The organism is Intrasporangium sp. (genome assembly GCF_032907665.1).
Lineage (GTDB): Bacteria > Actinomycetota > Actinomycetes > Actinomycetales > Dermatophilaceae > Intrasporangium.
The window spans coordinates 46,719-67,073 of sequence record NZ_JAJJPG010000007.1 but is presented as its reverse complement, the minus strand read 5'-3'; the positions used below and the strand labels follow the sequence as shown (position 1 = coordinate 67,073).

At 71.8% G+C, this 20,355-nt stretch carries 25 protein-coding genes; 14 read left to right on the top strand and 11 right to left on the bottom strand.

Annotated elements, in window-relative coordinates:
* A partial coding sequence (locus LOY02_RS02460) for an inositol monophosphatase family protein (protein WP_317180735.1) occupies nucleotides 1-193 on the top strand: 193 nt, incomplete at its 5' end.
* 29 nt (nucleotides 194-222) lie between these two features.
* Here LOY02_RS02460 and LOY02_RS02455 read toward each other — a convergent pair.
* From LOY02_RS02455 to LOY02_RS02445, 3 genes are all read right to left on the bottom strand, one after another.
* Nucleotides 223-2,412: an ATP-dependent DNA ligase gene (locus LOY02_RS02455; RefSeq protein WP_317180734.1), complete on the bottom strand. Its 2,190-nt coding sequence runs from the start codon at nucleotides 2,410-2,412 to the stop codon at nucleotides 223-225.
* A gap of 64 nt (nucleotides 2,413-2,476) precedes the next feature.
* Nucleotides 2,477-2,869 carry a multidrug efflux SMR transporter gene (locus LOY02_RS02450; protein ID WP_317180733.1) on the bottom strand — a complete coding sequence of 131 codons (393 nt, stop codon included), beginning with the start codon at nucleotides 2,867-2,869 and terminating at the stop codon, nucleotides 2,477-2,479.
* Between the two features lie 74 nt (nucleotides 2,870-2,943).
* Entirely contained in the window at nucleotides 2,944-3,264 is a 321-nt protein-coding gene (locus LOY02_RS02445; protein WP_317180732.1) for a multidrug efflux SMR transporter, read from the bottom strand.
* A gap of 105 nt (nucleotides 3,265-3,369) precedes the next feature.
* On the opposite strand from LOY02_RS02445, the gene LOY02_RS02440 reads away from it, so the two are divergent.
* Complete coding sequence (locus LOY02_RS02440) at nucleotides 3,370-3,732, top strand: MerR family transcriptional regulator (protein ID WP_317180731.1); 363 nt, start codon at nucleotides 3,370-3,372, stop codon at nucleotides 3,730-3,732.
* Here LOY02_RS02440 and LOY02_RS02435 read toward each other — a convergent pair.
* On the bottom strand, nucleotides 3,729-4,538 hold the full coding sequence (locus LOY02_RS02435) for a UbiA family prenyltransferase (protein WP_317180730.1): 810 nt from the start codon (nucleotides 4,536-4,538) through the stop codon (nucleotides 3,729-3,731). The two genes, LOY02_RS02440 and LOY02_RS02435, sit on opposite strands and share 4 nt — an antisense overlap.
* A gap of 62 nt (nucleotides 4,539-4,600) precedes the next feature.
* Here LOY02_RS02435 and LOY02_RS02430 point away from each other — a divergent pair, with 62 nt between their 5' ends.
* The 4 genes from LOY02_RS02430 to idi are packed head-to-tail and all read left to right on the top strand — an operon-like array spanning nucleotide 4,601 to nucleotide 7,960.
* Nucleotides 4,601-5,713 carry a type III polyketide synthase gene (locus LOY02_RS02430; RefSeq protein WP_317180729.1) on the top strand — a complete coding sequence of 371 codons (1,113 nt, stop codon included), beginning with the start codon at nucleotides 4,601-4,603 and terminating at the stop codon, nucleotides 5,711-5,713.
* 11 nt (nucleotides 5,714-5,724) lie between these two features.
* A complete protein-coding gene (locus LOY02_RS02425; protein WP_317180728.1) occupies nucleotides 5,725-6,258 on the top strand; it encodes an isoprenylcysteine carboxyl methyltransferase family protein in 534 nt (177 codons plus the stop codon).
* Complete coding sequence (locus LOY02_RS02420) at nucleotides 6,255-7,355, top strand: NAD(P)/FAD-dependent oxidoreductase (protein WP_317180727.1); 1,101 nt, start codon at nucleotides 6,255-6,257, stop codon at nucleotides 7,353-7,355. The genes LOY02_RS02425 and LOY02_RS02420 overlap by 4 nt, the downstream gene beginning before the upstream one ends.
* The gene (gene idi, locus LOY02_RS02415; protein WP_317180726.1) at nucleotides 7,352-7,960 is read left to right on the top strand and encodes an isopentenyl-diphosphate Delta-isomerase; all 609 of its coding nucleotides are present in this window, start codon (nucleotides 7,352-7,354) and stop codon (nucleotides 7,958-7,960) included. The genes LOY02_RS02420 and idi overlap by 4 nt, the downstream gene beginning before the upstream one ends.
* 54 nt (nucleotides 7,961-8,014) lie before the next feature.
* Here the strand turns inward: idi and LOY02_RS02410 are convergent, their stop codons facing one another.
* Together LOY02_RS02410 and LOY02_RS02405 are read right to left on the bottom strand one after the other, a co-directional pair.
* The gene (locus LOY02_RS02410; protein ID WP_317180725.1) at nucleotides 8,015-9,931 is read right to left on the bottom strand and encodes an arylamine N-acetyltransferase; all 1,917 of its coding nucleotides are present in this window, start codon (nucleotides 9,929-9,931) and stop codon (nucleotides 8,015-8,017) included.
* A gap of 44 nt (nucleotides 9,932-9,975) precedes the next feature.
* Nucleotides 9,976-10,932, bottom strand: coding sequence for a patatin-like phospholipase family protein (locus LOY02_RS02405; RefSeq protein ID WP_317180724.1), 957 nt, complete (start codon nucleotides 10,930-10,932; stop codon nucleotides 9,976-9,978).
* A 186-nt stretch (nucleotides 10,933-11,118) separates the two neighbouring features.
* On the opposite strand from LOY02_RS02405, the gene LOY02_RS02400 reads away from it, so the two are divergent.
* A complete protein-coding gene (locus LOY02_RS02400; protein ID WP_317180723.1) occupies nucleotides 11,119-11,526 on the top strand; it encodes a pyridoxamine 5'-phosphate oxidase family protein in 408 nt (135 codons plus the stop codon).
* Nucleotides 11,527-11,568: 42 nt separating this feature from the next.
* Here the strand turns inward: LOY02_RS02400 and LOY02_RS02395 are convergent, their stop codons facing one another.
* Complete coding sequence (locus LOY02_RS02395; protein ID WP_317180722.1) at nucleotides 11,569-12,315, bottom strand: dienelactone hydrolase family protein; 747 nt, start codon at nucleotides 12,313-12,315, stop codon at nucleotides 11,569-11,571.
* Between the two features lie 159 nt (nucleotides 12,316-12,474).
* On the opposite strand from LOY02_RS02395, the gene LOY02_RS02390 reads away from it, so the two are divergent.
* The gene (locus LOY02_RS02390) at nucleotides 12,475-13,155 is read left to right on the top strand and encodes an alpha/beta hydrolase family protein (RefSeq protein ID WP_317180721.1); all 681 of its coding nucleotides are present in this window, start codon (nucleotides 12,475-12,477) and stop codon (nucleotides 13,153-13,155) included.
* Nucleotides 13,156-13,205: 50 nt separating this feature from the next.
* On the opposite strand, the gene LOY02_RS02385 is transcribed toward LOY02_RS02390, so the two are convergent.
* Both LOY02_RS02385 and LOY02_RS02380 read right to left on the bottom strand, forming a co-directional pair.
* Complete coding sequence (locus LOY02_RS02385; protein ID WP_317180720.1) at nucleotides 13,206-13,541, bottom strand: metalloregulator ArsR/SmtB family transcription factor; 336 nt, start codon at nucleotides 13,539-13,541, stop codon at nucleotides 13,206-13,208.
* A 17-nt stretch (nucleotides 13,542-13,558) separates the two neighbouring features.
* A complete protein-coding gene (locus tag LOY02_RS02380) occupies nucleotides 13,559-14,014 on the bottom strand; it encodes an SRPBCC domain-containing protein (protein ID WP_317180719.1) in 456 nt (151 codons plus the stop codon).
* Between the two features lie 440 nt (nucleotides 14,015-14,454).
* Here LOY02_RS02380 and LOY02_RS02375 point away from each other — a divergent pair, with 440 nt between their 5' ends.
* Complete coding sequence (locus LOY02_RS02375; RefSeq protein WP_317180718.1) at nucleotides 14,455-14,970, top strand: ASCH domain-containing protein; 516 nt, start codon at nucleotides 14,455-14,457, stop codon at nucleotides 14,968-14,970.
* A gap of 15 nt (nucleotides 14,971-14,985) precedes the next feature.
* Here LOY02_RS02375 and LOY02_RS02370 read toward each other — a convergent pair whose 3' ends face one another.
* Both LOY02_RS02370 and LOY02_RS02365 read right to left on the bottom strand, forming a co-directional pair.
* A complete protein-coding gene (locus LOY02_RS02370; RefSeq protein WP_317180717.1) occupies nucleotides 14,986-15,675 on the bottom strand; it encodes a zf-HC2 domain-containing protein in 690 nt (229 codons plus the stop codon).
* Entirely contained in the window at nucleotides 15,672-16,160 is a 489-nt protein-coding gene (locus tag LOY02_RS02365; protein WP_317180716.1) for a sigma-70 family RNA polymerase sigma factor, read from the bottom strand. The genes LOY02_RS02370 and LOY02_RS02365 overlap by 4 nt, the downstream gene beginning before the upstream one ends.
* 96 nt (nucleotides 16,161-16,256) lie before the next feature.
* Here LOY02_RS02365 and LOY02_RS02360 point away from each other — a divergent pair, with 96 nt between their 5' ends.
* The 5 genes from LOY02_RS02360 (at nucleotide 16,257) to LOY02_RS02340 (ending at nucleotide 20,210) form a co-directional block, all read left to right on the top strand.
* Nucleotides 16,257-16,748 carry a hypothetical protein gene (locus tag LOY02_RS02360; RefSeq protein ID WP_317180715.1) on the top strand — a complete coding sequence of 164 codons (492 nt, stop codon included), beginning with the start codon at nucleotides 16,257-16,259 and terminating at the stop codon, nucleotides 16,746-16,748.
* A 183-nt stretch (nucleotides 16,749-16,931) separates the two neighbouring features.
* Entirely contained in the window at nucleotides 16,932-17,477 is a 546-nt protein-coding gene (locus tag LOY02_RS02355) for a histidine kinase (protein WP_317180714.1), read from the top strand.
* Nucleotides 17,474-18,280, top strand: coding sequence for a DUF4097 family beta strand repeat-containing protein (locus tag LOY02_RS02350; protein WP_317180713.1), 807 nt, complete (start codon nucleotides 17,474-17,476; stop codon nucleotides 18,278-18,280). The genes LOY02_RS02355 and LOY02_RS02350 overlap by 4 nt, the downstream gene beginning before the upstream one ends.
* Before the next feature lie 86 nt (nucleotides 18,281-18,366).
* Nucleotides 18,367-19,359, top strand: coding sequence for an ATP-binding cassette domain-containing protein (locus LOY02_RS02345; protein ID WP_317180712.1), 993 nt, complete (start codon nucleotides 18,367-18,369; stop codon nucleotides 19,357-19,359).
* The gene (locus tag LOY02_RS02340) at nucleotides 19,356-20,210 is read left to right on the top strand and encodes an ABC transporter permease (RefSeq protein ID WP_317180711.1); all 855 of its coding nucleotides are present in this window, start codon (nucleotides 19,356-19,358) and stop codon (nucleotides 20,208-20,210) included. Before LOY02_RS02345 ends, LOY02_RS02340 begins: the two co-directional genes overlap by 4 nt.
* Nucleotides 20,211-20,355: the final 145 nt, after the last annotated feature.

The following is a 20,355-nucleotide window of genomic DNA, read 5'->3' as shown; positions in this document are numbered from 1 at the left end:
CTACCTCCTCTACGGCTCGACGCGCCCCTGGGACCACGTGCCCGGCACCCTCATCGTCCGCGAGGCAGGGGGCGAGGTGGGACGCACGGATGGCAGGCCCTACGTCGCCAGCGACATCGCGGCCCCGGGCCTGGTCGCCGCCGCCAGCCCAGCGGCATACGACATCGCCTGGCGGGCGTTCGCCGGCAGCTGAGCGGGCTCGCGGTCCTCAGGGCGCGCGGCTCAGTCGCGGCCAGCGGAGAGCACGTCGGCGAGGTCGTAGCTCACCGGCTCCTCGAGCTGCTCGAAGGTGCAGGACTCCGGGGCGCGGTCGTCGCGCCATCGGACGAACTGCGCCGTGTGCCGGAAGCGAGTCCCCTCCATGTGGTCGTAGCGGACCTCGACGACGCGCTCGGGCCGCAACGGGGTGAAGGACAGGTCCTTCTGGTTGTTCCACCGGGAGAACTCGGAGCTGCGCGGCGTCCGCACCGCGGCGTCGGGGTCAGCCGGTTTGGCCCAGTTCCACGGGTGCTCGTCCCACTCGGCGACGAGCGGCTGGAGCTCGACATACAGCTCGCGCCGCCGGGCCATCGGGAAGGCGCCGATGACGCCGACGCTCGCGAGGTTGCCGGACCCGTCGTAGAGCCCGAGCAGGAGGGAACCGATCGCCTCCGCGTCGGTCTTGTGGGTGCGGTAGCCGGCGACGACGCAGTCCGCGGTGCGCTCGTGCTTGATCTTGAACATGAGTCGCTTGTCGGGCTCGTAGCGGACGTCGACCGGTTTGGCGATGACCCCGTCGAGGCCCGCTCCCTCGAACTGCTCGAACCACTCCCTCGCCTCGTCCCGGTCCGACGTCATCGCCGTGACGTGGATCGGGGGCTGCGCATCGGCGAGGGCACGCTCGAGGGCGGCCCGGCGCTCGGTGAACGGCCGGCCGGTGAAGTCCTGGTCGTCGAGCGCGAGCAGGTCGAAGGCGACGAAGCTCGCCGGGGTCTCGACGGACAGCTTGCGCACCCGCGACGCGGCCGGGTGGATCCGCTGCTGGAGCAGCTCGAAGTCGAGGCGGTTGCCGTCGGTCGGGTCGACGAGGATGATCTCGCCGTCGATGACGGCCCGGTCGGGGAAGCTCGCCTTGACCGCCTCGACGATCTCGGGGAAGTAGCGGGTCATCGGCTTCTCGTTGCGGCTGCCGATCTCGACCTCGTCGCCGGAGCGGAAGATGATCGAGCGGAAGCCGTCCCACTTCGGCTCGTAGACGACCTCGCCCTTGACGGCGCCGAAGTCCTTGACCGCCTTGGCGAGCATCGGGGGGACCGGCGGCGGGACGGGGCCCCACAGCGCGCGCAGCTCGGCGTCGCGCTCGGCCTTGGGCGCCATGTAGTCGGCGTCGGTCTTGTCCTGGCGCCGCTTGCTCGGCTGCACCCGAGGGGGCTCGCCGGGCATCTTCGGGTAGTCGGGCGGGAAGTTCAGCTCACCCAGGCCCCGCTCGATGTCCTTGTCCCACAACGCGATCGCGGTGGCGACATCGCCCACGGCGGCGTCGATCCCCGACCAGGCGTCCCCGCGATCCGCGACCAGGCCGGGCACGCTGCGGACGGTCAGGGCCCGGGGGTCGGCGTCGCGCAGCTCCGCCCACGTGACCGGTGTGGAGACGGGCGCCCCCGGCAGGGGACGCGGGGAGTAGGCCGACGCGATGGTCCGGTCGCGACAGGCCTGGTTGAAGTCGACGAAGACGCGCTCCCCGCGCTCCTCCTTCCACCACGAGGTCGTCACGAGGTCGGGCAGGCGTCGCTCGAGCTCCCGGGCGATCCCGATGACGCCGTGCCGGACGTCGAGGAACTCATGGGTCGGCGCGATGCGGGCGTAGACGTGGACGCCGCGGTTGCCGGACGTCTTCGCCCAGGCGGTGAGGCCGATCTCGGCCATGACCTCCCGAAGCGCGAAGGCCGCCTCGACGGCGTCGCGGAAGCCGCGGCCGGGCTGCGGGTCGAGGTCGATCCGCAGCTCGTCGGGGTTGTCGACGTTCGCCGTGCGCACCGGCCAGGGGTGGAAGGTGATGGCGTTCATCTGCACGGCCCACATCGCGCTCGCGACCTCGTCGACGACGAGCTGGAGGTGCTTGCGACCGGAGGGATAGGTGCACATGACGGTGCGTGTGTACTCCGGCACGCCCTTGGGTGGGTTCTTGCTGAAGAACTCCTCGCCCTCGATGCCCTCGGGGAAGCGCTGCAGCGTGACGGGCCGGTCGCCGAGAGCCCGCATCAGCGGATCGCCCACGGCAAGAATGTAGTTGGCGAGATCGAGCTTGGTGACGGGCTGGCCGTCGGCCATGCCGGACGCTGGCCAGAGCACCCGGTCGGGGCTGGAGATCCGCACGTCGCGGACCGTGCCGTCGGGGCCGGGGACCTCGAGTACCGCTGCCTTGGCGCTCACCGGTCGATCGTATGCCGCTGGGCTGACACGGCGCCGAGGCCCGCCTGTCTGCGTGGCGGGCCACCTAGCCGGCAGGCTCCTCGGCGGAGTCGGCGAGCTTGAGCCAGACCACGCCGGCGATGATGACGGTGAGCCAGAACGCCTTGGCCGGGGTGAGCTGCTCGTCGAAGAACACGGGTCCGAGCAGCGATGCTCCCACGGCCCCGATACCCGCCCACACGGCGTAGCCGATGCCGACGTCGATGGTGCGCAGGGCGAGGCTCAGTGCGAAGAGGGTCAACAGGAAGAAGGCGACGGCGGCGAGCGACCAGGGCAGAACGGTGAATCCGTTGCTGCCGCCGACGGACAGGGCGTAGCCGACCTCGAAGGCTCCGGCCAGGAGGAGGGTGAGCCAGGCCTTGGCTGTAGCGCGGCCGTGGGTGCGGGGGAGTGGCTGGACGATGGTGTCGGAGGTCATGGGGTGCCTTTCAGATGTGTCAGGTCTGCATCGAGCGGGGTGCGGGGGTACCGGGCTGGTCAGCGAGGGCTGGTTCAGGCAGCTCCGCTCAGCTGCAGACCGATGACTCCAGCGATGACGGCGACGATTCCGACGAGCCTGCGCCAGTCGAGGCGCTGGGCGAACACGACGGCGCCGAGGATGACGATGCCGACGCCGGCGACGGCGGTCCAGATGGCGTATCCCACCCCGACGTCGAACGTGAGCAGGGCCCGGCTGAGGAAGTAGGTCGCGATTCCCCCGCTGACCAGGGTGGCGGCGGTCCAGCCCGGCCGGGTGAAGCCATGGGCCTTGCCGGCGGAGATGGCCACGGCGATCTCGAAGACGACGGCGATCCCGAGGTGCAGCCAGTGCATGGTGGGTCCTTTCGTGCTCGGAGGCGGTGCCCGCCGATCGTGCGTCCTCACACTGGTGTGAAGTGCAATAGTGGGAGCCGTCGACGCGTTGCCAGGGAGGTAGTGATGCGTATCGGGGAACTGGCCGAAGCCACCGGGGTCAGCGCCCGCTCACTGCGGTACTACGAGGAGCACGGGCTCATCCGCTCCACCCGGACGAGTCGAGGCTGGCGCGTCTTCGACGAGTCGATGGTCGACCGTGTCGTCATGATCCAGCACCTCTTCGCGGCCGGGCTGAGCAGCCTTACGATCAACGAGCTCCTGCCGTGCCTCGAGGTGCCGACCGAACAACGCAACGGGGTCATGGAGGAGCTGTTGACCCAGCAGGTCGAGCGGCTCGAAGCCAGACGACGCGAGCTCGACCGAGAGCTCGACACCCTCCACGCGCTCCGGCAGGAGGTCGCCCTGCCTGATCGACAGCCCGGCTAGCTGCCGCCCACGACGAGGCTGAGGACGTTCGCGAGCGCGATGCCGACGGCGGCCACGAACGGGACCTTGCCGCGGCCTGCGACGGCGATGCCGGCGAGGACGACACAGGTGACGAGCAGGGTCGCCGCCCAGGTGCCCGGGCCGTGCCCGATGGCGGCCACCACCGATCCAGCGAGGAGAACGCCGGGAGCGAGGAGCCGAACCGCCGCGGGCCCGAGGCGGTGGGGTAGCCCCCGGACCCCGGTTGCCTCGTCGTCGGCGAGGTCCGGCAGGGCGTTGAGCAGGTGGGCACCGGTGCCGAGCAGGGCACCGGTCAGCAGCACCCACGCGGGCGGCCACGCGGGCGTCGGCAGGGCGAGGGTCACCACGGCGGGCAGGGCGGCGAAGGCGACGGCGTAGGGCAGCGGCGAGAGGGCCGTCCGCTTGAACCACAGGTTGTACGCCCAGCCCGAGGCGACGCCGAGGAGCAGGTGCACGGCGGCGGACTCGGGGCCACAGGCCAAGGACAGGACGATGCAGGTCAGCAGGGCCAGGACGGTCGCGGCGCGGACCGTCGTCTCCGACACGTCGCCGCGCGCGACCGGCTTGTCGGCCCGCCCGACGGCGCGGTCCCGGGCGGCGTCGACGAGGTCGTTCGACCAGCCGATCGAGAGCTGGCCGAAGAGGACCGCGGACGTGACGAGGACGCCCCGGGCGAGGCTGTGGCCCGCCGCTGCGGCCAGGATCGCGGTGAAGGACGTGACGGCGGCGGTCGGTCCCGGATGGCTGGCGAGCAGGAGCCCGCGGATGACCCCTCTGGTCGACACGCGTTGAGCCTAGGGCCGCGCGGCCGGGGGTGCGCGGTGCGCGGTGCGCTTAGGCTGGCCGGGTGAGCCACCTTGCGGCTGTCGAGGGCGTCCTGCCGGAGCACACCTACGGCCAGGCGGAGATCACGAGCGCCTTCGCCGAAGTCCTCGGCTCGACCGGGTCCGACCGCCTGGTCCTCGAGCGCTTCCACGCCAATGCCGGGGTCAGCCGCCGCCACCTCGCCCTCCCACTCGAGCGATACTGGCGGCTGGCCGACTTCGGCGAGGCCAACGACGAGTTCATCCGCGTTGCCACCGAGCTCGGGGCAGACGCCGTGACCAAGGCCCTGGCCGCTGCCGGCCTCGGCCCGACTGACGTCGACCTCATCGTCTCCACCACGATCACCGGCCTCGCGGTCCCCTCCCTCGACGCGCGCATCGCGGGCGAGATCGGGCTGCGTGACGACGTGAAGCGCGTGCCACTCGTCGGACTGGGGTGCGTCGCGGGAGCCGCGGGGATCGCGCGGGTGCATGACTACCTCGCCGGGCACGCCGACGACGTGGCGGTCCTCCTGTCCGTCGAGCTCTGCAGCCTCACCGTGCAGCGAGACGACGCGTCGGTCGCCAACCTCGTCGCCAGCGGGCTCTTCGGCGACGGAGCGGCCGCCGTCGTCATGGTGGGAGACCGTCGAGCCGGTCGCGTGGCCGAACAGCGGGGCGACCCGGTCGAGCGGCCGGCCGCCGTGGCGACGGTCCTGCCGCGGGTGGTCGCAACGCGCAGTCGGCTCTATGCCGACACCGAACGCGCCATGGGGTGGGACGTCGGTGCGACCGGCCTGCGGATCGTCCTCGGCGTGGAGGTGCCCGACCTGGTGCGGGCCAACGTGCGCGGTGACGTCGACCGCTTCCTCGCCGACCAGGGTCTGACCCGCGCCGACATCGGCTGGTGGGTCGCCCACCCGGGCGGCCCCAAGGTGCTCGAGGCGATGGAGGAGGCGCTCGAGGTCGACCGGGAGGCGCTGGCGGTCACGTGGCAATCCCTCGACCGGATCGGCAACCTCAGCTCGGCCTCGGTGCTGCACGTGCTCGCCGACACCTTGCGCGACCGCTCTCCGGGGCCGGGGAGCTGGGGGCTGCTGCTCGCGATGGGGCCGGGCTTCTGTCTCGAGCTCGTCCTGCTCCGCGCGGCCGACTGAGGGTGGCTCCCGTGTCCCACCTGTCGCCGTGGCTCTTCACTGGGCTGGTCCTCCTCGTCGGCCTCGAGCGGCTCGCCGAGCTCGTCGTGTCGAATCGTCACGCGGCGTGGGCGTTAGCGCGGGGTGGGGTGGAGCGTGGCCAGGGCCACTATCCCGTCATGGTCGTCCTCCACAGTGGCCTGCTCGTGGGCGCGCTCGCCGAGGTGTGGCTCGCTGACCGCTCCTTCGTCCCCGCTCTGGGGTGGTCCATGCTCGCCGTCGTCGTCCTCTCGCAGGCCCTGCGCTGGTGGTGCATCGCAACGCTCGGTCGGCAGTGGAACACCCGGGTCATCGTCGTGCCGGGCCTGCCGCTCGTGCGCCGCGGTCCGTACCGCCTCCTGCCCCACCCGAACTATGTGGCCGTCGTCGCCGAGGGCCTCGCCCTGCCGCTCGTCCACAGCGCCTGGGTGACGGCAGGAGTCTTCACGATCGCGAACGCCGCTCTGCTGGCGGCGCGGATCCGTGTCGAGAACCTCGCCCTGCGCGAGCTCGCGGGGGCATCGTGACCGCCTCCGGAAACACCCCGGTGGTTGATGTCATCGTCATCGGTGGTGGACCGGTCGGACTCGCCGCGGCCCTCTATGCCGCCCGGAGCGGCTTGGAGGCCCTCGTCCTGGAGCCGCGCGCCGGGGTCATCGACAAGGCCTGTGGCGAGGGCCTGATGCCCGGGGGTCTGCAGGCTCTCGTCTCGCTGGGTGTCGACCCGCCCGGCCATGACCTGCGCGGGATTCGCTACCTCGCCGGCGGCCGCGGCGCCGAGGCCGACTTCACGGCAGGACCCGGTCGCGGCATTCGCCGAACGCGTCTCCACCGGGCCATGCTCGACGCCGTCGAGGCGGAGGGCATCGAGATGCGCGCCCTGGCCGGCGCCGGGCTCACGCAGGACGACGCGGCTGTCACCGTTCGCACCGAGGCGTCGGGGTCTCGGGGGCCGACGCTGCGCGCTCGCTGGGTCGTGGCCGCAGACGGTCTCCACTCGCCGATCCGCCGCCATCTCGGGCTGGGCAGCGCACCGCGCGCTCCCTCCCGGCACCCTCGCTGGGCCAAGCGCTACGGTCTGCGCCAGCACTACGGCGTCGCCCCGTGGGGCGACTACGTCGAGGTGCACTGGGGCGCCCACGGCGAGGCCTACGTGACGCCGGTCGCCGACGACCTCGTGGGCGTCGCCGTCCTCAGCGACCGACGTCACGGTCCGGAGGGCCATCTCGACGGGTTCCCGGACCTGCGTGAGCGACTCGGGGGCGCTCCGGTGATGACAGCGTTGCGCGGCGGTGGGCCGCTTCACCAGCGCACGACGCGACGAGTGGCCGGGCGTGTCCTGCTCGCAGGCGACGCGAGCGGCTACGTCGATGCGCTCACCGGCGAGGGGATCTCCCTCGGCCTCGCGCATGCCCGGGCCGCGGTGGCCGCGATCGCCGCCGCCGACCCGCAGTCCTACGAGAGGGCCTGGCGAGCAGCGACCCGACGCTATGCCCTGTTGACCCGCAGCCTCGTGCAGATGAGCCGACCCGCACTGGGCCGCAAGCTCATCGTGCCGGCGGCTTCAGCGCTGCCCGGTGTCTTCCGCGTCGCCGTCAACGAGCTCGCGAGGCCGATCCGATGACCGACCCGATGACCGACCCGACCCTGGACGAGGAGCTCGTCGTCCTGCTCAGCCCGGAGGGCCGCGCCCTCGGCACCGCACCGAAGGCAACGGTCCACGGCACCGACACTCCACTGCATCTCGCCTTCTCCGCCTACCTCTTCAACGACCGCGGCGAGCTCCTGCTGACGCAGCGTGCCCTCGACAAGACGACCTTCCCGGGCGTCTGGACGAACTCCGCCTGCGGTCATCCCGGCCCGGGCGAACGGCTCGCCGACGCCGTGCGCCGCCGCGCCGTCGCCGAGCTCGGTCTCGAGGTGCGAGACCTCCGGCTCGTGCTCCCGCGCTTCGCCTACCGCGCCGAGATGGGCGGTGTCGTCGAGTGGGAGCTGTGCCCCGTCCTCGTCGGCCGGGCCGCGGGCGACCCATCGCCCGCGGGTGCGGAGGTCGCAGACACTGCCTGGGTCGACTGGGGCGACTTCGCCCGCGACGTCCTCGCCGGCCGCGTAGCGGTCTCGTCGTGGTGCCGAGACCAGGTCGAGCAGCTGCACCGCCTCGGGCCGGGCCCCGAGGCCTGGCCGACCGCAGACCCCGCGGACCTGCCCGCCGCACTCCCGCGCGACTGAGCGCACGCGAGCCCGACGGCACACGACAGGGGTCGTGTGTCGCCGGGCTCGGTGTCAGGGGAGAGTGGCGAGGCGCCGCACGTCCGCCTCGTCGAGGCGGATCCCGAAGTCCCGGTCGAGGACGTCCACGACCTCCTCGACGGGCACGTCACGCTCCGATCGGACCCTGCCCTCGGTCATGATGAGACGAGGTCTCCCGGCCGAGATCGTCAGGGTCACGCGACCGGCTTCGGCGAGGCGGGAGGCCACGCGGCTTCGCGTGAAGCGACTCTCCGGCGAGGTCTGCTGCCAGCGGTTGCGAGCCTCGAACTCCGACAGGAGCCGCGCTCTCGTCGAGAAGATGTACTGGACCTCCCAGCCGCGGCCGTGGTCCTCGCGGTAGGCCCAGGTGTCCGCTTCCGTCCGTGCGAGACCGACCGCCTTGTCGCCCTCCTGTCGGCTGAAGCCGTCCTCGAGGGGCAGCGGCTCGAGGAAGGCGTCACCGAAGCCGACGTCCACGAGGTGGGGCTGGGACAGGTGCGGCGACCGAACCAGGAGCGCGAGGTGGTCGAACTCCTCGCTCAGCCCACCACCGGCGCGGCTCACGCGGGCGCTGAGGAGCTCAACGGCATACCCCGTCGTCGTGAGGAGTGTGGCGAAGAGCCCGTTGAGCTCGAAGCAGTACCCGCCCCGGCGATCCGAGACCACCTTGCGCACGACGCTCTCGTGGTCGAGGCGGATCGGACGGCCCAGGCCGATGTCGAGGTTCTCGAACGGGACGTGCGTCAGATGCGCCCGCTGCAGCGTCGCCAGGGCCTCCCACGTTGGCGCACTGGGCGGCTCCGAGACGCCGATGCGGGCGAGGTAGGCGGAGAGGACCTCGGTTGCCAGGGCCGGGCGGGGCGGTTTCACGGTGTCGGGCCGGTTCACGGGACCCATGATGGGAGCTCGAGCGGGCTTCACGTCAAGGGGGGTTTCTGTCGGGGGGAGGTGCAGGGAGACGCCGACGAGCGTGACGCCGCGCCCGTCGTGCTCCCATCCGGTCGCCTCGAGGAGCGCGTCGGCCACGGCGCGGACGACAGCGTGGTCGCGCGACGGCTCGGGCAGCGCACCCCGCTGCTGGAGCCCGGCCCCGTCGTCGAAGCGGATGAGCACCTCGAGTCGGCGGGGAAGGCGAGGATCGTCACCCAGGCGCTCCAGGGCTCGCGTCACGTGCCCAGCCAGCGCGTCGCGCACGGCGGAGCGGCTCCGCGTCGACGGCATCGAGCGGCTGGCCGCGACCGACCGGCGGGCGGTCGGCAGGCGGATCGTCGCGTCATCGGTCCCCGCCGCGATGCGCACGAGGCGCCGCGCCATCGCCGTGGACACGCCCTGTGCGCGAAGGTCGGACTCGGTCCTCCCGACGAGGTCACCGACCGTGAACAGGCCTGTGGCGTGAAGCCTCTCGTAGGTCGCTGGACCCACTCCCCACAGGTCGTCGAGGCGGAGGCGGGGCCGCAGGTGGCTCTCGAGGGCGGCATCGACGACGACGAGCCCGTCGGGCTTCGCCCTGCGGCTGGCCAGCTTGGCCATGAGCTTGGTCCGGCCGACGCCGACGCTGACGGGCAGTCCCACCTCGGTGCGGGCTGCGACGCGGAGGGCCCTCGCCAGGCCCGCGGGGTCACCACGGTCCCGACCGGTGACGTCGAGGAAGGCCTCCTCCATCGACCCCGGCTCCACGAGCGGCGTGAAGCGGCGGAAGACCTCGAAGAGCCGCGCCGATGCCTCGTCGTAGGCCTCGGGACGAAACGGCACCAGCCGCACCTGCGGCCACCGCCGGCCGACCTGGCCCAGGGGCATACCGGCCCGCACCCCGAGGGCCCGCGCCTCGTAGGAGGGGCAGGCGACCACCTGCTCACCGACGACGATGGGTCGGCCGCGCAGGCGGGCGTCGTCGCGCTGCTCCACGGACGCGAGGAACGCGTCGGCATCGGCGTGCACGAGGACCGTCATCGCTCCACTGTCCTGCCGCCCACCGACAGCGAGGTCAGACGGCCTCAGTAGCCGGCGCGGTCGAGGGCCGCGATGGTCAGCGAACGGCCCAGCTCGATCATCTCCGCGGCCCGGTGGAAGTCGAGCGTGCTCACGGCGTTGGAGGGGACGGTGACGAGGATGTCCGGCGGGTTGCTCGCCATCCGGTAGCGGCTGATGAGCGCACTCATCGTCTCGAAGCTCATGTTGAGCAGGTCGAGGGTGCCGATGTCGGCCGTGCCCAGCACCCACTCGGCGGCGTCAGGATCCTCCGCAGCCTCGTCCTTGCGGTGCCCGACCGCGAAGCGGTTGGCGAGGGCGCGCAGGCGCTCCGACTCGAGGACCTCCGCCGTGCTCCGGCGCAGCCTGGACGTCCACTCCTCCAGCGGCCTGGCCTCGGAGGTCTCCTTGACCGGCGTCGCCTGTCCCGTCCGGGCCCTCGCGCCGGACAGGCTCACGGCGACAGTGACGTCGGCGCTCACCGCGGCGGTCGGCTCGATGGGCAACGGGTTGAGCAGGCCGCCGTCGACGAGGGTCCTCCCGTTGATGACGATGGGTGTGATGACCCCCGGGATCGCGATCGACGCCCGGATCGCGTGCACGACCGGACCGCGCTGGAACCACACCTCGCGGCGAGCGGCCAGGTCGGTGGCCACCGCGGTGTAGGGGATCGGCAGGTCCTCGATGGCCAGGTCGCCGAGGATGTCGCCCACCTTGGCGATGATCCGCTCGGCGCGGATGGCCCCGCCCGGCGCGGACAGCGTGAAGTCGAGCAGCCGGAAGACCTCCCGCTGAGTGAGCGACAACGCCCAGTCGGTGTACTCGTCGAGACCGCCGGCGGCAGCGACCCCTCCGACGAGGGCACCCATGGACGTGCCCGCGATGGCGGCCACCTCGATGCCGCGTTCGCCGAGCACCTGGAGTGCGCCGATGTGGGCGTAGCCGCGTGCCCCGCCTGATCCGAGGACGACCGATGCCCGCATACGCCCAGCCACCCCGCCGAGCCTAGTCTGGGCCGACCGCCCACGAAGGTGTCGTATGCCGCTGGGCCGGCTCAGCGGCATACGACACCGTCGCGGGTGGCCCCGTCTGGAAGGATCTGCACGGTGACGCAGACCCCACCTCCTCCCGCACGGTCCCTGCGACAGCGGATCGCGGACACTCGGGCGATGCTGGACCGCGAGATCGACTGCTGGGTCGCGACGAGCGACCCCCTCATCGGGGCACCCCACCTCGTGCCGCTCTCCTTCGACTGGGACGGTGCGAGCGTCCTGCTCTCGACGAGCGCCGCGAGCCCGACCGGCCGGGCGCTCGCGGCCAGAGGAGGGGTCCGGCTCGGCTTCGGCAGGACCCGCGACGTCGTCATGGTGGACGGCGACATCGAGGTCATCGAGGCCGCAGACCTGCCGGGCGACGAGGGCGACCGCTTCGCTGCTCGGACCGGCTTCGACCCGAGGTCGCTGCGGTCCCGGTATCTCTACTTCCGGGTGCGGCCCACTCGGGTCCAGGCGTGGCGCGAGGAGAACGAGCTCGCCGCGCGGGACGTCATGCGCGGGGGAGTCTGGCTCGAGGGCTGATGCCGGGCGAGGTCCCTGCAGGTGCGGTCACAGCAGGTGCGGTCACCGCAGCGTGCGGTCGAAGAGGTCGCGCAACGCGGCGAAGTGCCGCTCCGTTGCGGCCTCGTCGTAGACCGGCGTGTCCGCCATGGTGTAGCCGTGGCCGGCGCCCTCGTAGATCTCGTTGGTCGCGGTGAGGCCGGCTGAGCGCAGCGCCCCCTCGAGCCGGGCGACGGCCTCGGCGTCCATCGAGGCGTCGTGGTCCGCATGACCGAAGACGAACTCCGCTCGGGCCGCGGCCAGTCCGAGGTGCGGGCTGTCGGCGGCGTCGCTGGCCAGACCGCCCCCGTGGAAGGCACCGCACGCGGCGACGACGTCGGGGTGCGCGGTCGCAGCGCGGACGGCGAGCCGGGCGCCCATGCAGTACCCGACGACCCCGACCGGTGTCGTCACGTCCGGTCGCGACGTCAACGCCTCGAGGTAGGCGGCGATGTCGGGCAGCGCACGCTTCGTCGTCAGTCCGGAGATGCGCGGCGAGGCGACCTTGAAGAACTCGCGCCGCGCCTCGTCCGAGTCGAGCGGTCCGTCGGGGGCCACCTCCGCGGCGGTTCCGCTGCGGTAGAAGACATTCGGCGCCAGCACGACGTAGCCCCACGATGCGACCCGGTCGGCCATCTCGAAGATTCGGGGCCGCAGTCCGAACGCGTCCATGAAGAGCAGGACACCGGGGACCGGTGCGGTTGCATCGATGTCGGCGGGTCGGGCGAGCCAGGCCTCGGCCGTGCCGTCGGGGGTCGTCAGATCGGTCATCACGAGTGAGACGGTAGCGCGACCTGCTGTTCGGGATTTCCTCTTGCGCGCTCGGGACGATCGGTGCAGCCCGGGGGGACGTGCCGGGCTTCGACGACCCGCTCTTCGCGTTCGGCCACGGTCTGGCGATCGGAGACACCCCTCCCTAGAATGTTGACAGTGACCACATTTGTTCTCGTGCCTGGCGCCGGGGGCGCAGGTTGGTACTGGCACCGCGTCGTCCCCCTCCTCGTCGAGGCCGGCCACCAGGCCCTGGCCCTCGACCTCCCCGCGGAGGATCCCTCCCGCGGCCTGCCCGAGTACGCCGAGCTCGTCGGCGCAGCGGTCGACTCTGCGCCGGACGTCGTCCTCGTCGCGCAGTCCCTCGGCGGGTTCACCGCGGCGCAGGTGGCGGCCACCGGTGCGCACCCGACGCTGCGCGAGCTCGTCTTCGTCAATGCGATGATCCCGCAGCCAGGCGAGAGGGCCGGCGATTGGGGGGAGCACGTCGACCAAGAGGCCGCCATGCGGATCGCGGCAGAAGAGGGTGGCTGGCCGGTGGACGTCGACCTCCACGTCCACTTTCTCCACGACGTCGCACCAGAGGTGTTCGAATCAGGTGCCGAGCACATGAAGGACGAGGCGGACGCCGTCTTCGAGGCGCCCTGCGACCTCAGGCAGTGGCCGCCGCCCGTCCCGGTCCGGGTCGTCGCCGGCCGCGACGACCGGCTGTTCCCCGTCGCCTTCCAGCAGTGCGTCGCACGGCAGCGGCTGGGCGTCGAGCCGGATGTTCTCCCCGGCGGACACCTCATGGCACTATCCCGCCCGGCAGAGCTCGCCGACTACCTCGCCGCGGTCTGAGCTGCCGCGCCGCCGCCTGTCTCGCATCCCGTGGAGGCGTCACCCACGCGTCAGGTGCCCGGCTTCTCTGCGGCGGCCTTCAGGGCTGCGAGGCGTCGGTCCCAGGCCGCCGCTGAACGGTCGAGCCATCGGGCCGCGTCCTGCAACGGCTCGGGCTGAACCACGTAGAGCACCTCACGACCGACCCGCTCGGACGTGACGAGCCCGGCCTCGGTCAACAGGGTCAGGTGCTTGGCCACTCCCTGCCGGGAGATCCCCACCTCGCGGGCGATGGCGCTCGCGCTGGCCCGGCCGGACTGCACGAGGACTTCGAGCACGTCACGCCGGCTCTCATCGGCGAGGCAGGTGAAGACGGCCGTGACAGTCGCGCCGGTGCGAGGGGGCATGCGGGTCTCCTTCGGTGTCAGGCCTGCTCGAGGTGAGTTCGTGCGGCCGCGAGCTCGACCTCCCAGCCCTCCGTGTTGTCACGATGCGCCGCCGCGCGGACGTCGTCGGCTGCGTCGCCCGCCTCGGCGAAACCGGTCTCGACGACGCGCACGATGACGCCGCCGCTGGTGGGCTCCAACGTGAACTCGACGATCGTCGGGATATGGTCGCTGCCGTGCTCCTCGTCCTGCGCGGAGAGCCAGCGGAACGACGCGTAGACAGGCTCGCGCAGCTCGATCGTCTCGATGGGGAAGGCGCCGTGCGTCTCGTCGTGGACGACCACGTGGCCGTCAGCGGGCTCGATCCGATGGGTGCGGATCGTGCCTTCGTTGATCCACCAGCCCGGCTCGGAGACCAGGCCCCAGACGCGCTCGATCGGAGCCGCGATCTCGACCTGCCGCTCGATGGTGTTCGGAATGCCCTGCGTGGTCATGGTGAGCTCCTTGGTCGCGGTGACGAATTCCTGCAACCCCAGAGTTGCATGTCGTACACCTGAGTGCAACCGATGGGTTGCACATCGACGGACGAGAGAAGAAGGCCCCCTGGCGGACGCCCACGAGTGGGTATCGTCCAGCCACGCGGGCGCAGGTCGGCCGAATGAGCGCTGTGCTCGTGGCCGTGTATCAGGGCGGAGAGAGCGCCCTCTGTGCGGGCGAGGGGAAAGCCGGCGCGGGACCGGGGGGCTGGTCCCGCGCCGCACCTCTGACAGCGGAATCAGGGAGTCAGGGGAATCATCGCTTGGGCGGCTGGCCCGTTGAGGTACGTTAACCGCCACCAAGGGTCCGGGGTCGCGCCTGCGCATCGCGAGCCGGACCCTTCAGCGTCCCAACCAGCCGGTGTCAACGAGCCGGTGTCAACGAGCCGAGGTGCAGCATGAGCGACCCCCACGAGGCCAACCGCGTCACGCCCGTCGACCGGGACGCGGCAGCCGAGCTGTGGGAGACCTACGCCCAAGCCCACCCGCAGGCAGTGCGAGCCTGCCCGGACTACACCGTGGAGCGGTTCGGCGACTCCGACGCCCTGGCGGACGAGCTCCTCGACCTGGTCCTCACCGGGCCCAAGCGAGCCACGGCGGCCCTCGTCGCCGACTTCGCGGCGCAGGGCGATCCACTTCCGAGGGTCGGTTCCCACTGGATCGCGTGCGACGGGAGCGGCCGCCCCCGCGTGGTGCTCCGGTCGGTCGAGCTGCGCCTCGCGACGTTCGAGGACGTCGACGAGGCCTTCGCCAGCGACGAGGGCGAGGGCGACCGCACCCTCGAGACCTGGCGGGACGGGCACCGCCGCTACTGGGTGCGCACCTGCGCCGCCCGCGGCGACACGTGGTCCGAGTCCGACGAGATCGTCCTTGAGCGTTTCCGCGTCGTCTGGCCCCCCGACCTGGCTGACTGACCGACTGGCCACGCGTCAGGTCCGGGCCGTGGCGAGGACCTCGCCCGAGGCGGTGCGGACCTCGATGGACCGGATCTGGTCGGGCCGCAGCGCCGTCGCACCCGTCACGGTGGCGTAGCCCGACTGCGTCCCCAGCCAGGACCCCGCCGCGGACTCCCGGCCCGTGGCGTCGACGACATAGACGACGATCTCCTCACCGACCGGCATGTCGGAGCAGGCCAGGTTGAGCTGGGTTCCCCAACCGCGTTCCACGAGGTCGACCCCGACCTGTGCGGACGAGCCGGTCGCAGCCGTGGCGGTGTAGTGCTCCGACGGGGGCGGCGGGTCGAGCAGTCCCGGGCCGAGCCAGACCCCGGCGCCGAAGACCGCCGCGGCCGCGACGCTGGCTGCGGCTGCGAGCCAGCCCTTCCGACGTCGCCGCCGGCGCCGCGCCTCCGCGAGGAGGTCGGCAAGACCGCTCGTCCCCGACCCAGCCCCGCTCTCACCACCCGGTGGCCCGGGCGCCGGCTCAGCGGCATACCTCTCGGGGTTGGTGGGGCGGTCGACGAACGAGAGCATCCGCGGGAGCCCGGACACCTGGCCGAGCTCCTGCTGGCAGACGGTGCACGTGCGCAGGTGCTCGGTGAACTCGCGGTGGTCCTCGTCGGACAGCCCGCCGAGCACGTAGCCGCCGAGGAGCAGGTGGAGCCGGTCGTGCTCGGTCATCGCGTCACCCCCATCTCGTCGAGGATGACGCGCAGGCTGCGCACGGCGTAGTAGGCGCGGGACTTCACAGTGCCCTCGGGCACACCCACGCGGCGGGCGGTCTCGGCCACCGAGAGCCTTTCGTAGTACAGACAGGTGACGACCTCGCGGTGGGAGGGCTGGAGGCGGGCGAGGGCTTCCTCGACGAGGACCTGGTCCAGGGCCCGGTCGATGGCGGACTCGGCTTCGGGCAGGTCGACGAGACGGGCCTGCTGGGGGCGCCGCCCGGCGGCCCGGTGCTGGTCGACGATGAGGTGACGGGCCGTGGTGATGAGGTAGGCGCGGAGGCTGTCCGCGTCGGGCGCCTGCCGCCAGACCCGCAGGATCGTCTCCTGGACGATGTCGTCCACCCGGTCGACGTCGCTCGTCGCACGCCAGACGACCCGCCGGAGCATCGGACCGTGCTCGCGGTAGATCGCCTCGACGGCCTCGTCGTCGAGCGGCATCTCACCTACCTCCCTCGGCACTGCTGCCCCAGGAGACGCCCGGGCGATGGTTTCGGTTCATCGAACCTTCCCGCTCGGGGTGGCGTCCTCGGGTGCATGACCCGGCATTCCGTCCCCATCATCCTCGCCGCGGTCGCGGTGGGGCCTCTGCTCGCTGCCTGCGGCACCGCTGAGCCCGAGACGCCGGTCGCGCCGCAGGCCGAGGTGACCGAGCTCAAGGTTGCCTCGACCGCCCTCGGGGAGGTGGTGACCGACGCGAACGGCCGGGTGCTCTACCTCTTCACCAAGGACACCCAGGGCGCGGCGTCCAGTGCGTGCACGGCGGAGTGCCTCGACGTGTGGCCGCCCGCCGTTGCCGGGGACGGCGCTCCGCAGGCGACCGGGGTGACGGGCACGGTCGCGACGATCGATGTCGCAGGGCGGAGGCAGGTCACGCTCGACGGGTGGCCGCTCTACTACTTCGCCCAGGACGTCGCGGCCGGCGACGTCAAGGGCCAGGGGGTGAATGGCGCCTGGTACGTGCTCGACCCGACAGGCCGGCCGATCAGCACGATGCCGTCCTCCCCGGACGGTGGGATGGGCTACTGACGCGACCCCTCTCACCGCCGGGCGCCCGATCGTCGAGTGGCCCCATCGTGCACGGCCCCCCAGTGGACACCGGGGCCACTCGAGAGCAGCGGAGTCACCGCGAAGCACTGTGACGCCTTCTTGGCGTCGACCTTGGCGTCCCGTGGTCTTGACGTGACGCCAAGTTGGCGCCAAACTGGCGTCATGAACCTGGATGTCTACCTGACCGCCCTGACTCGGCAGCTCGCCGACGCGGCAGCACTGGGCGGCGACGAGATGGTCGAGCTGGCCGAACGGCTCGCGGTCCCTTTGCAGTCGACCGCCCGACTGGTCCTGCAGGATGCCTTGGCCGACGCCATGCAGGAAGTGACGCTCGAGCTCGCCCCGGGTTCCGCGGAGCTGCGCCTCCGGGGCCGCGAGATCTCCTTCGTCGTGACGCGGCCGACCGGTCCCGGTGGTGGCGAGTTCCAGCCCGCCCAGCCCGCCGAGCCCGCCGAGCCCGCCGGCACCGGCCTGCCCGCCGAGCCCGGTGACTCGGGGGAGGCAGGCACGGCGCGGATCAGCTTCCGCCCGCCGGACCGGCTCAAGGCGCAGATCGAGGCGGCGGCCGAGCGAGAGGGGCTGTCGGTCAATGCCTTCCTCGTCCGTACCCTGACCGCGGCGCTCCGACCTGCCGCCCCCACGACCGCGCCTCCTCGCAACGGCGGGCGTGCCCTGGGCGGCCAGCGCCTCGAGGGGTGGGTCCAGTGAGCCTGCCACACGCGCATTCCTTCGAGACCCCGGAAGCCATCCATGCCCTGATCGACATCGGGGTCGGCGAGATCGTCGTCATGGCCGTCGACACCACCAGGACCTCGGTGGAGGTGAGGCCGGCGCGCGAGGGCCGACGCAACGACATCGACCAGGCCGAGGGCACGACGGTGACGTTCGCCGATGGTCGGCTCGGCATCAAGGCGCCGAAGCAGCGCCTCCTTGGACTGCTCGGCCGCCCCGGCGCCGTCATCGTCACGGTGGAGCTGCCCTCGGGCTCTGACGTGGAGGCGACGGCCGGCGTGGGTGACATCGAGATCGCCGGCACCGTGCACCGCTGTCGGGCTCGGACCCAAGCCGGTGACGTCCGCGTCGAGGATGCCGAGGTCCTCGAGGCGCAGTCATCGGCCGGGGACGTCATGGCGGGCCGGGCGGGCGCGTCTGCGACTCTCCAGTCGCTCGCGGGCGGGGTCCGCCTCGAGGAGGTCACCGGCACGGCGCGCATCAAGTCCTCGGCCGGGGAGGTCGAACTCGGGACGGTCGCCGGAGAGGTCACGGCCACGGCACCCTATGGACAGGTTCGGGTGCGACGGGCCGTCAGCGGGAGCCTGAACCTCACGACGAGCTACGCCGACATCGAGGTCGGGATCCCCGAAGGGACCGCCGCTCGGCTCGACGTCAGCACGGAGCACGGCCGCATCCGCAACGAGCTCACGTCGAGCGGGGTCCCGTCGGAGGGCCTCGAGCGCGTCCTGGTCGAGGCCCACACCTCGTACGGGTCCATCACGGTCCGGAGGCCGTGAGGCCCGGCCGCGCCACCCACCACCACTGCACCAGAACAACCGGGTTCCTGCAGCACCCTCCACGTACTTCAGGAAGGAGTACACCCATGCCTGAATCCTGCTCCCCTTCGCCCATTTCGGCGGCCATCTCGGTTCGGGGCCTGCGCAGGTCGTTCGGCGCCAAGGTCGTCCTCGACGGCATCGACCTCGAGGTCGCCCCCGGCACCGTCCACGCCCTCCTCGGCCCCAACGGCAGCGGCAAGACGACCACGGTCAACATCCTGTCCACGCTCATCCGGCGAGACGCGGGTGAGGTCCGGGTCGGCGGCTTCGACCTCGATGACGATCCCCAGGGCATCCGTGGAGTCATCGGGGTGACCGGCCAGTTCTCCGCGGTCGACTCACTGCTCACCGGCGCCGAGAACCTTCGCCTCATGGGCGAGCTCAACCACCTCGATCCCGCGACCGTCACGGAGCGCTCGACGAGACTGCTCGACGACTTCGGGCTCGCCGATGCGGCGGGTGCACTCCCGGCGACCTACTCCGGGGGCATGCGCCGCCGACTCGACCTGGCGATGACGCTGATGAGCACGCCGCGGGTCATCTTCCTCGACGAGCCCACCACCGGGCTCGACCCGCGCAGCCGGAGGCAGCTCTGGGGGATGATCCGTGATCTCGTCAGCAACGGCGTGACGGTCTTCCTCACGACGCAGTACCTCGAGGAGGCGGATGGGCTCGCTGACCGGATCAGCGTGCTCGACCACGGCCGGATCATCGCGGAGGGCAGCCCGGCCGAGCTCAAACGGCTCGTTCCGGGAGGGCACGTGCTGCTCGAGTTCACCGACGCGGCAGACCTCACGGCGGCCGCCGTGGCGCTGGGTCACGTCGCACGCGAGGCCGACGACGAGGGGGGACCCATCGAGCGCGACTCCCTCGTCCTGCGCATCCCGAGCGACGGCAGCGTGGAGTCGATCCGATCGGTCCTCGCTCGCCTTGACCACGAGGCGGTCGACGTCGCCGCCCTGTCGGTCCATCTGCCCGACCTCGACGACGTCTTCCTCGCCCTGACCGGGTCCGACACCAAGGAGACAGCCCGATGACGACCCACGTCCACACCGCCTACACACTGGGCGGACACCGCGAGTCGAGTGGCTTTCGCGACGCCATGACGATGCTGCGACGTGACTGGAAGCGCTCGCTGCGCAACCCGATGATGACGGTGAGCAGCATCGTCACCCCTGTCGTCTTCATGCTCATCTTCGTCGGCATGTTCGGCGACGTCATGGCGGCACAGCTCGGCGGCCCCGCAGGGGGCTACGTGTCCTACCTGACGCCCGGCATCGTCGTCATGGGTCTGGCCAGCGGAGTCGCTGCGACGGCCGTGAACCTCAGCGTGGACAAGAACGAAGGCGTCATCGCCCGTTTCCGCACGATGGCGATCGCCCGCACCTCGGTCCTCACGGGACAGGTGGCCGGCGCGGTGCTGCGCAGCGTCGTCTCGGTGGCGTGCATCTTCGGGGTCGCCTTCGCGCTGGGCTTCCGATCGCAGGCCGGCCTGCTCGGCTGGCTCGGCGCGCTGGGCCTCGTGGCCCTCAGCGCCATCGCCCTCACGTGGCTCGGCACGGCCTTCGGCCTGCTCAGCGGGAGTGCGGCCACCGCGAACTCGATGTCCCTCATCCCGCAGTTCCTGCCCCTGGTCAGCAGTGGCTTCGTCCCTCCGGAGCGGATGCCCGACGGCATGCAGTGGTTCGGCGAGCACCAGCCCTTCACGCCGATCATCGAGACCCTCCGCGGGCTCGTGACCGGTGCCCCGGTCGGCTCCTCGTGGATGGCCGCAGTGGCCTGGTGTCTGGTGATCTGGGCGGCGGCGTTCGTCTGGGCCCGCTGGCTCTACAACCGCGAGCCGACACCGCGCTCCGGCCCCAGCGTCAGCCAGCTCCTCAGCCACTGACCCACGTTCCTGCCGTATGCCGCTGGGCCGGTTCCGCTCCACCACACCTCCCGCAACACCTCCTCCCCCATCACTCGAGTGGCCCCGACGTGCACAGCATGGAATCCACGGAGTGCGCCGCCTGTGGACGGTGGGGCCATTCGAG